Here is an 11,603-nt window from a genome sequence, read left to right as displayed (position 1 = left end):
CACGCTGCAAGTACGTCCTTGTAAGCTCTTACGCGGCATCCATGCCGCGTAAGGTCCCGCGACGGTAGGCGGGCAAGCACCTGTCGAGAGTGTCGGTCCGCAGGGTTCAAGCAAAGCAATCGACCAATTTTTTAGCGCGTCGCCCTCGCCCCGCTCACCGTTCGACCTGGACCTCTGGCCGCATCCACCAAACTGCGGCCGACAAAAACCACTGCCTTCACCACTCAGGCCTTGAGCCGATAGCCGCTGCGGAAGATCGCCGCCACCACGACCAGGCAGACCGCCAGGAACAGCACCGTCATGCCGGTACTGACCGCGATGTGCACATCGGCCTTGCCGTAGAAACTCCAGCGGAACCCGCTGATCAGGTACACCACCGGATTGAACAGGGTGACCTTCTGCCACAGCGGCGGCAGCATATTGATCGAGTAGAAGCTACCGCCCAGGAAGGTCAACGGCGTCACCACCATCAACGGAATCACCTGCAGCTTCTCGAAGCCATCGGCCCAGATACCGATGATGAAACCGAACAGGCTGAAGGTCAGCGCGGTCAATACCAGAAACCCCAGCATCCACACCGGGTGTGCGATCTCGTACGGCACGAACAGCCGCGCGGTCAGCAGGATCAACAGCCCCAGCATCACCGACTTGGTCGCCGCCGCGCCGACGTAGCCGATCACGATTTCCCACCACGCCACCGGCGCAGACAGCACTTCGTAGATCGTTCCGGCCCAGCGTGGCATGTAGATGCCGAACGAGGCGTTGGAGATGCTCTCGTTGAGCAGCGACAGCATCACCAGACCGGGAATGATGAAGGCACCGTAGCTGACGCCGTCGATATCGCCCATGCGCGAGCCGATCGCCGCACCGAACACCACGAAGTACAGCGAGGTCGACAACACCGGCGAGGCGATCGACTGGGTCAGCGTGCGGAAGGCGCGTGCCATTTCGAACCGATAGATCGCCGCGATCGCGTGCAGGTTCATGCGCGTCCCTCCGGCTGGCGTGCGCCGTGCACGAGGTTGACGAAGATCTCTTCCAGCGAGCTCTCGCTGGAATGCAGGTCCTTGAAGTCGACCCCGTGCTCGTTGAGCCGGCGCAGCACGAAGCCGATGCCGGTCTGCTCGGCCTGGGTATCGAACGTGTAGACCAGGCTGTTGCCATCGGCCGACACTTCCAGCGGCAGGTCCGCCAGTGCGGCGGGTAAGGCCTGCAGCGGCGATTGCAGGCTCAGGGTCAACTGCTTCTTGCCCAGCTTACGCATCAGGGTGTGCTTGTCTTCCACCAGCACCAGCTCACCACGATTGATGACGCCGACGCGGTCGGCCATGTCCTCGGCCTCCTCAATGTAATGGGTGGTGAGGATGATGGTGGTGCCCTGCTCGCGCAGGCGGCGCACCATCTGCCACATGTCGTGGCGCAGTTCCACGTCCACGCCGGCGGTGGGCTCGTCCAGGAACAGGATGCGCGGCTCGTGCGCCAGCGCCTTGGCGATCAGCACCCGCCGCTTCATGCCGCCGGACAGCGTGGAGATCTTGCTGTTGCGCTTGTCCCACAGCGACAGCTCGCGCAAGACCGCTTCCAGGTACTGCGGGTTGGCCGGCTTGCCGAACAGGCCGCGGCTGAAACGCACCGTGGCCCACACCGTCTCGAACGCATCGGTGGCCAGTTCCTGCGGTACCAGGCCGATGCTGGCACGCGCGGCGCGGTAGTCGCGCACGATGTCGTGACCATCGGCCAGCACCGTGCCGCTGCTGGGGTTGATCAGGCCACAGACGATGCTGATCAAGGTGGTCTTGCCGGCACCGTTGGGGCCGAGCAACGCGAAGATCTCGCCGCGCCGGATCTGCAGATCCACCTGTTTGAGGGCCTGGAAACCACCGGCGTAGGTCTTGCTCACTCCCTGGATGGAAACGATGGGCGTCATGGGCTGTGCACGGGAACGATGATCGCCACAGGGTAGGCCGCGTGCCGTGACGATGGGAGGGGGATAGACGGGACGGTGTGGCCCAACCCACGATTTTCCCGGCGAGTGCCTGCGTCACCAACAAGACCAGCGGGCTGCACGTCGCGTCCGCTCGAGGGCGGCAATGTCCAGATGCCCTGCTACGACAGCCCTGGTCATTGCCTGGCTTTTACGAATCCCGAATCCCGAATCCCGCGCGCGCAAGCACGCTCAAGCACGCTTGCGCGACTCGATCAGATCCAGGTTGCGCACCAGCCGCCGCGACAGCTCATCGGAAATCTCTCGCCGACGGGCCAGCTTGAACAATTCGTTGCGCTCGGCCACCAGCGCGGTATGACGGAACTGGCGCAATGCCTGCTCGTAGGCACCGGCCTCTTCCGGGTCGGTGTCGGCCATGTCCACCGCGCCGAGCTTGCGCTGGTAGCGCTGGCTGACCTGATTGGCGGCCGCGTTGTAACGCTCGGCGTGCGCGCTGTCTTCCATCAGGCGCTGGCGCAGTTTTTCCACCGCCTCCAGCGCCGCCTGCGAGGCGGCCTTGATGGCCAGGTCCTCCTTCTGTTGCTCGTCCTCTTCTTCCGGCAATTCCAGCCCGCGCAGCAGCCGCGGCAAGGCCACGCTGGCCACCAGCAGCGACACCAGGATCACCGACGCCGCCAGGAAGATCGCCAACTGGCGTGCCGGAAACGGCGAACCATCCTGCAGCACCAGCGGCAAGGTCAACACGCCGGCCAGGGTGATGGCACCACGCACACCGGCCAGCGACACCGCCACCACGATCCGCCAGGGCGGGCTGACGTGCTGCTCACCGCGGCGTTGCGCCTTGAAGATGTTCCAGCGCAGCGACAGCCACACCCAGACGAAGCGCAACGCCATCAGACTGGTGCTGATGGTCGCCACATAGACCGCCAGCCACCACGGGTTGAGGTGGCCGGCCTCCTGCACGCTACGCACCGCGCCATCCAGGATGCCCGGCAGCTGCTCGCCCAACAACACGAAGATGATGCCGTTGAAGGTGAACTGCACCGTGTCCCAGACCGCCGAACGCTGCAGGCGCATGTTCCCTGGCGCATTGCCGGCCATTTCCACATAGCTCATGGTGATGCCGGCAGCCACTGCGGCCAGGATGCCAGAGGCATGGAACGCTTCGGCCAGCAGATAGGCCGCGAACGGCGTCAGCAGATTGACCAGGATCGCCGAGCCCGGTTCCTCGCCGAAATGGCGCCAGATCCAGGCCTGGATGCGGCTCAGACCGAACGTGGTGGCCACGCCCAGACCCAGACCGGCCAGTGCCACCCACAGGAAGGTCAGCGAAGCGGTCGCCACCGAGAAGGTGCCGGTGAGTACCGCGGCCACCGCGAACTGGAAACACACCAGGCCGGAGGCATCGTTGAGCAACGATTCTCCTTCCAGGATGTGCATCAGGCGCTTGGGAATCGGCACCTTGGAGGCGATCGAGGAGACAGCCACCGGATCGGTAGGCGAGATGATCGCCGCCAGCGCGAACGCCACCGCCAACGGCATCGCCGGGATCAGCCAATGGATCAGAAAGCCGGCACCGATGACGGTGAAGATGACCAATCCCAGCGCCAGCTCCAGGATCGCGCCCTTGTCGCGAAACAGGCCTTGCTTGGGAATGCGCCAGCCATCGAGAAACAGCAGCGGCGGCAGGAACAACAGGAAGAACAGCTCCGGCTCCAGTTCGTGCCCAGCATCGAACACACCGGAGACCACCGCGCCGAGCGCGATCTGGACCAACGGCAGCGGCAGCGAGAACGGCAGGATGCGGATCAGGTAACCGCTGGCCGCGACCGCCAGCAACATGGCGAGGACGACATCGATCGAATGCATGAAAAACCCGGTGGAAGAGACGGCTGCGCGCGCCGCATCGTCGTAGCGATGCCGGACGACACACCTACGGGACCATACCGGTTTGCAACTGGTGATGAAACCACCGCTACCGCACGCCAGGTTCTGGCGCTGTGGCGCATCGCGGAACGCGAGACAGGACCTGCAGCCCAGGCGCTCTCCGTGGCCTGGATCTGCAACTTGCATGGACGCTGCGGCACGGCAGCGCCGTGCGCAAGGTCCTGTCGCGTGCCACCTCGTCTGCGCGTCCTCTTGTCATCACGTTCCCCTCGGCGCGGTCTGTCGGAAACGCGATACACGTTCGCTGCAGGGCAGCGCATCCGTGTTGGCCGGTGCCACCGTGTGGGCAGCCATCGGCATGCGCTCCGAAGTGCCATTGGGTGCACCCGCGAAGAAGACGGCAAACCAGGTCATCCGCAGGTCCGGCCCCTTCGCGCGTGCGGCGCCACACAGCGCACCGAACATGCAGCGGGCACTGCGAGGACAGTCGCGGGGGCTGCTGTGGTTGCAGGCTCGCAGCACGGCAGCGCTGCTTAGCGCTTTGCCATGGGTCGGACGCCATCGATCGCCAGCCGGAAGACAGACGGTGTCACCAGCGAGCTCAAGCGCTCCGTCCTATATGTAAAGATCGCGTGATGCATCCGGACGACATCTGCCGGCGTATCAAGGTCTACGGTCGCCACCCCGGGCGCCCGCTCATCCAAAGGATCGCTGCCTCATGAAGACCTCATTGAAGTCGCTTGCCATCGCCGCCGCCATTGCCCTCACCTCGGCAACGATGCCGGTGTACGCCGCCTCGAATCCGACGGTGGGAGGTGCGCCGATGCTGGCCACCAAGGACATCGTCGATAACGCGGCCAACTCGAAGGATCACACCACCCTGGTCGCCGCGGTCAAGGCGGCAGGCCTGGTCGAGACCTTGAAGGGCCCGGGCCCGTTCACCGTGTTTGCGCCCACCAATGCCGCCTTTGCCGCGTTGCCTGCCGGCACCGTCGATACGTTGCTGAAGCCCGAATCCAAGCCCACGCTGACCAAGGTACTGACTTACCACGTGGTGGCGGGCAAGGTGGATGCGGCATCGCTGATCGCCAAGATCAAGGCCGGCGGCGGCAGCGCCATGCTGACTACCGTGCAGGGCGAAGCGCTCACCGCAAAGCTCAACGGCAAGAAGGTCACGCTGACCGACGCCAAGGGCAACACCGCCAATGTCACTATCGCCGATGTCATGCAGAGCAATGGCGTGATCCATGTCATCGACAAGGTGCTGATGCCGTGATCGACCGGCGGCCGATGCCCCTGGGCCCGGCCGCTTCCCGGCGGCACCATCACCTGCAGATCCTGCCTCATGCAGGAGCGTTCCCGAATGCGCGATGCGTCATTGGGATGTCCTAGCGCGTACGAGAACGCTCCTGCACCCCTGCGGCCGCTGCGGCCAGCAGTTCCCTGCCCTGCGCAGGAAGCTGCCGCATGCTGCACCATCACCGCAACGCGGCGGTGACGGGGCGACCCGCGTTCCGGTCGCCCCCTTGGTGTCGGTCGAGTAACGACACCGTGCGCGTGCCCATGCACGCGCATTTTTTTTGCCGGCATTCCTTGCGTTGTTTACGCGTTGCTGGTGCCAGGTGACGGCGCCGCGCCGGGCCTGGAAAGCAGCTGACGCAGGTCGTCCACAAAGCCGCGATAACCGTCTTCCCGTGCCGACTGCGATGCCTGCCGCAACACCCAGGAGGGATGCACGGTTGCCAGGACCGGTGTGCCATCGTCCAGACGTTGCCACTGCCCGCGCTCCTGCATCAGCCGAAACCTGCTGCCCAGCACTGCCTGTGCCGCGGTGGCGCCCAGGCACACGATCTGCGCGGGACGCAATTGGGCGCGCTCGGCCTGCAACCAGCCACTGCAGGCCTGCACGTGCACGCGCTCGGGATTGCGATGCAGGCGGCGCTTGCCCCGTTGTTCGAAGCGGAAGTGTTTCACCGCATTGGTCACGTAGAAGCGCTGGCGATCGATCCCGAGCTCGCCCAGCGCCTGATTGAACAAGCGACCGGCCGGCCCGACGAAGGGACGACCGCTCAGATCCTCCTCATCGCCCGGCTGTTCGCCAATCACCATCACCGACGCATCGTCCGGCCCTTCGCCGAACACCGTCTGCGTGGCCGGCCGCCACAACTCGCAACGCCGACAATCGCGCGCGGCCGCGCGCAACTGCGCGATGCTCTGCGTCGCCTCGACGACATCGGCCACCGCTGCCGCCGGGACACGCCGCCGGACCGGCTCGGGCGCGCGTTCGGCCATCTCGCGCACACGCACGCCGGCCTCGCGGATCAGCTCCGGCAGCAGGGCCGCCTCGGGCAGGTTCTTCCAGTACTTCTGCGGCATTTCCTGCCGCATCATGGTCGGATTGAGCCGCGCCGGATTGAAGATGTGCGCGTAGTAGGTGCGCCACAGTGCTTCCTGTGCGTCGTCGGCCGGCACCTGCGAGCGCACCGCTCCCTCGCCGAACGCCAGGGCCTGACCATCCCAACGCACGCTGCGATACGGCGTCAGGATCGCCCAGTGCATGCCCGCGAAACGGCGTGCGAAGAACGGCGCCACGCGGTCCACGATGTGATGCTCCGGCTCGAACCAGGCCATGAAGTCCTCGTCCTCACCCGGCAGCCGGCGAAAGCGCACGAACGCCTTCATCTTGTGCGTATCGCGTTGCACCGCCTTCTGCCATTGCCGCAGGCGGTGCACATCCACGTCGGTGGCACGCTCCAGCAGCGCCTTCTCGCCCGAGGCGATCCGCCACAACAGCCGATACAACACCGCATGCCGTTGCGGATCGCGATGGCATAGCACCGAGGCGGCCAGCTGCATGAAGTCGGCCGACACCCGCGGCGGCGCGACCACGGCCGACAGCTCCGACAGCTCCGACAGCCCCTGCCCCATCAGCAACCCGCCCTGCGCGCCCCCGTTCCACGCCACATGATCCGGCTCGACCTGCGCACACCACCCCGCCCGCGCCAACCCGCGCCACGCCTCGAAACTCCACGGCGGTTCCACCTCAGCGTTGAACATCGCTCGCACCGCACTCCCAAGAAAACCAAGCCCACCACCAAGATCCCGCCACTGCTGCAACCATCACACCATCGTCGCTGTCGCTGTCGCTGTCGCTGTCGCCGTTGTTGCTGTTGCCGTTTCCGTTGTTGCTGTTGCCGTTTCCGTTGTTGTTGTTGCTGCTGTTGTTGTTGCTGCTGTTGTTGTTGTTGCTGCTGTTGTTGCCGTTGCCGTTGCCGTTGCCGTTGATCGTGCTTCACCCCCGTCGCCTTAAAGCGAGCCGAGCACCGCAGTCACGCGTGGCCGAAGAGGCGCCCTTGTTTGAGCGAAGCGAGTTTGGGCGCCGTGCCGCGCGTGGCGAGGAGCGCAGGGGACCGGCGCGGCTGTATTGCGCCGGATCGCGTCGGGCGACAACGGTTTTGGTGACTTTTGCCAAGACAAAAGTCACTCGCGCCGCAGGCGCGAAAGCTCTGCACTTGCCGTGCTTGGCACTTGCCGTGCTTGGCACTTGCCGTGCTCTGCACTTGCCGTGCTTGGCACTTGCCGTGCTCTGCACTTGCCGTGCTTGGCACTTGCCTTGCTCTGCACATGCCGTGCCTAGCGCCCCCGGACTCAGCCCCACCCGCAAGCCCACATCGCCTACCAGCCCAACCCGCATCAAGGACGCACTCGCACCACCACCAAAGACCCGAATCACCCAACCCGGCCCATCAGTCGAACAACCCCGCCTGCCGAGGCGCGGGTGCCAGCTGGGCCCGCAATCGCACCGGATCGTCCAGGCGCCGCCGCGGATGATGATCCAGCACGCTCACGAACGGCAGCAACTTCTTCATCGGCACCCGCAGCCGCGCCAGATCCCCCACCCGCAACCGCGCGTGCCTGCGCGACAACAGCAGCCGCTCCACGTTGCGGGTTCCCAGGCCCGGCACGCGCAGCAGCATCTCGCGCGGCGCCTGGTTCAGATCCACCGGAAAGCGCTCGGGATTGCGCAGCGCCCAGGCCAGCTTCGGATCCACATCCAGATCGAGCATGCCGCTGGACTGCGCCGGTGCGATCTCTTCCACGCTGAATTCGTAGAACCGCAACAACCAATCGGCCTGATACAGCCGATGCTCGCGCTGCAGCGGCGGCGCCTGCAGCGGCAGCTTGGACGAGGCGTCCGGGATCGGGCTGAAGGCCGAGTAATACACCCGGCGCATGCGGTAATTGCCGTACAGGTTGTGGCTGGTGTCCAGGATGCTGCGGTCGTTGGCATCGTCGGCGCCGACGATCATCTGCGTGCTCTGCCCGGCCGGCGCGAACCGTGGCGGCTTGGCGCGGCGCACCGTTTCGGCCTTGCGTTCGAGCTGATTCTCTTCGATACGCCAGCGCAGCTCGCCCATTGCCGAGCGGATGCCGCCCACGCTTTTCTCCGGCGCCAGTTGCGTCAGGCCCTGCTCGGTGGGCAGCTCCACGTTGATGCTGAGGCGGTCGGCATAGCGGCCGGCTGCGGCCAGCAGGTCGGGCGCGGCATCGGGGATGGTCTTGAGATGGATGTAGCCGGCAAAACGATGCTCTTCGCGCAACTGTCGCGCCACTTCCACCAACTGCTCCATGGTGTAGTCGGAATTGCGGATGATGCCGCTGGAGAGGAACAGGCCTTCGATGTAATTGCGCTTGTAGAAATCCAGCGTCAGCGTGACCACTTCTTCCGGCGTGAAGCGCGCGCGGCGCACGTTGCTGGACACCCGATTGACGCAGTACGCGCAATCGAAGATGCAGAAGTTGGTCAACAGGATCTTCAGCAGCGAGACGCACCGGCCGTCCGGCGTATAGGAGTGGCAAATGCCCATGCCCTCGGTGCTGCCGATCCCGCCGGTGCCCAGCGAGTTGCGCTTGTTCGCGCCGCTGGAGGCGCAGGACGCGTCGTATTTGGCCGCATCGGCCAGCACTGCGAGTTTGTCGAGGATTTTCACGCAAGCAGCATGTCGTGAAGGCGTCTCAGCCTATGAGACTGCACCGCACTTCATCGTGAATGCTTCAGAGCGCCGCACTGCCGGCACTTGTCGCACTTGTCGGCACTTGTCGGCACTTGTCGGCACTTGTCGGCAGCATGCCTTTTGGCTGCGCTGCCGGCGCTTGTCGGCAGCATGCCTTGTCGCTGCGCCGCCGGCTCTTGCGGGCAGCATGCCCGGTCGCCGCGGGCCGGTGCGCCGTAGGTACCAAGCCGTATCACCATGGATCTTGCGGGCTATAGCCAACGCACCACAGCGGTTTGCAGCGGCAGCAACTGGCCACATGCCATGGCTTGCAGGCGGCTGGGCAGTGCCTCGGGATTGCGGGACCGGCATGCCGCCTGCACCGTCGATGGCAGCGACGGTGCAGGCGTGCTGCGCCCGCCAGGGCTCAGGCGGCGGCCGGGCCCGCAAGCGCGCGATCATCACCGGGATCGCCGTCGAACCGGTAGATATCCATCGCCAGAAATCCCGCATCGATGCCGGCATCGATGCGCTGCGCCCCGAGCCGGTCGGCGCCGGCGGCGCCCATCGCCACGTACAGCGGCAACAGGTGCTCGTCGGTGGGATGCGCCCGTGCCGCATGCGGTGCCTGCCGGCGATAGTCCAGCAACGCGGCGATGTCGTTCTCCACCAGTTTGCGCTCGGTCCACTCGATGAAGGGCCGCACATACGGCGCCTCGCGCTCGGTGCTGTAGCCATGGCGGAAGTCGTGCAGGTTATGGGTGATGCTGCCCGAGCCGATTACCAGCACCCCGTCCTCGCGCAGCGGCGCCAGTGCGCGGCCGACCGCAAACTGGTGCGCCGGGCCCAGCTCGGGCTGGATCGACACCGACACCACCGGGATGTCGGCGGCCGGATACAGCAGGCGCAGCGGCACCCACACGCCATGATCGAAGCCGCGCTGCGGATCCAGATGCGGATGCAGGCCGGCCTGTTCCAGCCGGCGCAGGATCTGCTGCGCCAGCGCCGGCTCGCCGGGCGCGGGATATTCCAGCTCGTACAGCGGCGCCGGGAAGCCGCCGAAGTCATGGATGGTGGGCGGCCGCGCCGCACCGCTGACCAGCGGGCGACGGCCCAGCCAGTGCGCGGACGCAACGACGATCGCGCGCGGCCGCGGCAAGGTCTGTGCGAGCTCGGCCAGGCGCTCGCCGACCTGCCCCGGCTGCAGCGCAGTCATCGGCGATCCGTGCGAGATGTACAGGGAAGGCAAACGGGTCATGGCGTACTCCTCGGAAGAACGACAGGCAGCCTCAACGCGCCGGCTTCAGCGCCCACGCGCCTTCGCCGAGCAGGGCTTGCACGATCAGCAACACCGCCCACAGCGCCGGGTATTCCCAGCCGCCGCCCGGATTGGAGAAACCGAAACCGTTGCCGCCGTGCACGCTGACGATGGTGCCCAGCAGCAGCGGCACGCCCAGCAACCCGAGCCAGCGCGCATAGACGCCCAGCAGCAGGGACAGGCCCAGACCCAGTTCCAGCGCGATGGTGAGGTAGGCCAGCGCGCCCGGCAGGCCCAGCGAGTGGAAATAGGCCACGGTGCCGGCCGGGGTGAACACCAGCAACTTGGTCAGGCCATGGACCAGGAACAGCGCGCCCAGGCTGATGCGCAACAAGGCGGTGCCATAGGCTGCGGTACGCGGGGAAGCAAGCGAGGTGGACATGGGACGGACTCCGGTGAGGACCTGCACAGCCTATTGCTTACAAATTTCTGATAAATAGTTTTACTTCGGATAATTTATTGCGATCAAAGCAACAATCGGACATCCATGGATACCCTTGAGGCGATGCGCGTGTTCGCAGCAGTGGCCGAACGCAGCGGTTTCAGTGCCGCCGCCGATGCGCTGGACCGCTCTACCGCCAGCGTGACCCGGCAGGTCGCCGCGCTCGAGCAACGGCTGGGCACCCGCCTGCTCAACCGCACCACCCGGCGGGTCAGCCTGACCAGCGCCGGCACCGCGTATTACCAGCGCTGTCTGCAACTGCTGGCCGACCTGGACGATCTGGAGGCCACGGTCGGCGCGCAGGCGCTGGAGCCGGCCGGGGTGCTGCGCGTCAATGCGCCGGTGAGCTATGGCATCGAGCGCCTGGCCGCGCTGCTGCCGGGCTTTTGCGCGCGCTACCCGCAGGTGGAACTGGACCTGTCGCTGTCGGACCGGCTGGTGGACATGGTCGAAGAAGGCTTCGATGTCGCCATCCGCATCACCCGTCAGCCGGCGCCGACGCTGATCGCCCGGCGCCTGGGCACGGTCCGCCTGGTGCCCTGCGCGGCGCCGGCCTACCTGGCCCGTGCCGGCACCCCGACGCATCCGTCCGACCTTGCCGGCCACGACTGCCTGCTGTACCACTACTCGCCCAACGGCGACGAGGTGCGCTTCCATGGGCCCGATGGCGATAGCGACGTACGCATCCACGGCAGCCTGCGCGCCAACAACGGGCATGTGCTGAGCGCGGCGGCGGTGGCCGGCCTGGGCATCGCGATGCAGCCGGACTTCCTGGCCGACGAGCATCTGGCCGCCGGCCGGCTGGTGCGCATCCTTCCGCAGTACGCACTGGGGGAGATCGGCATCTTTGCCGTCTATACCAGCCGCAGCCACCTGGCTCCGAAGGTGCGCAGCTTCATCGACTACCTGGTCGACAGCATGGGCGATCCCGCGCGCTGATGAGCCCGGCAACAGTACGTCCCGTCGATGGTCATTAACCTGACACGGCATGTGTGGTCACAATCGGGACCCCACCCG

10 protein-coding genes are annotated in these 11,603 nt (G+C 65.9%); 3 read left to right on the top strand and 7 right to left on the bottom strand.

What is annotated here, in order from left to right:
• Nucleotides 1–224 precede the first annotated feature (224 nt).
• The 3 genes from LL964_RS14460 to LL964_RS14450 all read right to left on the bottom strand — a co-directional run bounded on the left by LL964_RS14460 (nt 225) and on the right by LL964_RS14450 (nt 3,814).
• Nucleotides 225–986, bottom strand: a complete 762-nt coding sequence (locus LL964_RS14460) for an ABC transporter permease (protein ID WP_104585240.1) — start codon at nt 984–986, stop codon at nt 225–227.
• Nucleotides 983–1,927, bottom strand: a complete 945-nt coding sequence (locus LL964_RS14455) for an ABC transporter ATP-binding protein (RefSeq protein ID WP_104585242.1) — start codon at nt 1,925–1,927, stop codon at nt 983–985. The genes LL964_RS14460 and LL964_RS14455 overlap by 4 nt, the downstream gene beginning before the upstream one ends.
• 249 nt (nt 1,928–2,176) lie before the next feature.
• Nucleotides 2,177–3,814: a Na+/H+ antiporter gene (locus tag LL964_RS14450; protein WP_104585244.1), complete on the bottom strand. Its 1,638-nt coding sequence runs from the start codon at nt 3,812–3,814 to the stop codon at nt 2,177–2,179.
• 736 nt (nt 3,815–4,550) lie between these two features.
• On the opposite strand from LL964_RS14450, the gene LL964_RS14445 reads away from it, so the two are divergent.
• Nucleotides 4,551–5,108, top strand: coding sequence for a fasciclin domain-containing protein (locus LL964_RS14445; protein WP_167395181.1), 558 nt, complete (start codon nt 4,551–4,553; stop codon nt 5,106–5,108).
• A 326-nt stretch (nt 5,109–5,434) separates the two neighbouring features.
• Here LL964_RS14445 and LL964_RS14440 read toward each other — a convergent pair whose 3' ends face one another.
• The gene (locus LL964_RS14440; RefSeq protein WP_104585248.1) at nt 5,435–6,889 is read right to left on the bottom strand and encodes a UdgX family uracil-DNA binding protein; all 1,455 of its coding nucleotides are present in this window, start codon (nt 6,887–6,889) and stop codon (nt 5,435–5,437) included.
• On the opposite strand from LL964_RS14440, the gene LL964_RS14435 reads away from it, so the two are divergent.
• Nucleotides 6,882–7,142, top strand: a complete 261-nt coding sequence (locus LL964_RS14435; RefSeq protein ID WP_167395182.1) for a hypothetical protein — start codon at nt 6,882–6,884, stop codon at nt 7,140–7,142. The genes LL964_RS14440 and LL964_RS14435 overlap by 8 nt on opposite strands.
• Before the next feature lie 436 nt (nt 7,143–7,578).
• Here the strand turns inward: LL964_RS14435 and LL964_RS14430 are convergent, their stop codons facing one another.
• From LL964_RS14430 to LL964_RS14420, 3 genes are all read right to left on the bottom strand, one after another.
• Nucleotides 7,579–8,823: a putative DNA modification/repair radical SAM protein gene (locus LL964_RS14430; protein ID WP_104585250.1), complete on the bottom strand. Its 1,245-nt coding sequence runs from the start codon at nt 8,821–8,823 to the stop codon at nt 7,579–7,581.
• 430 nt (nt 8,824–9,253) lie between these two features.
• Nucleotides 9,254–10,084 carry a dioxygenase family protein gene (locus tag LL964_RS14425; RefSeq protein ID WP_104585252.1) on the bottom strand — a complete coding sequence of 277 codons (831 nt, stop codon included), beginning with the start codon at nt 10,082–10,084 and terminating at the stop codon, nt 9,254–9,256.
• Between the two features lie 31 nt (nt 10,085–10,115).
• On the bottom strand, nt 10,116–10,526 hold the full coding sequence (locus tag LL964_RS14420; protein ID WP_104585254.1) for a DoxX family protein: 411 nt from the start codon (nt 10,524–10,526) through the stop codon (nt 10,116–10,118).
• A gap of 105 nt (nt 10,527–10,631) precedes the next feature.
• On the opposite strand from LL964_RS14420, the gene LL964_RS14415 reads away from it, so the two are divergent.
• A complete protein-coding gene (locus LL964_RS14415) occupies nt 10,632–11,525 on the top strand; it encodes a LysR family transcriptional regulator (RefSeq protein WP_104585256.1) in 894 nt (297 codons plus the stop codon).
• Nucleotides 11,526–11,603: the final 78 nt, after the last annotated feature.

The organism is Xanthomonas melonis (assembly GCF_020783655.1).
Lineage (GTDB): Bacteria > Pseudomonadota > Gammaproteobacteria > Xanthomonadales > Xanthomonadaceae > Xanthomonas > Xanthomonas melonis.
Note: the sequence above shows the minus strand (reverse complement) of the source record. Positions and strands in the feature narration are given on the sequence as shown.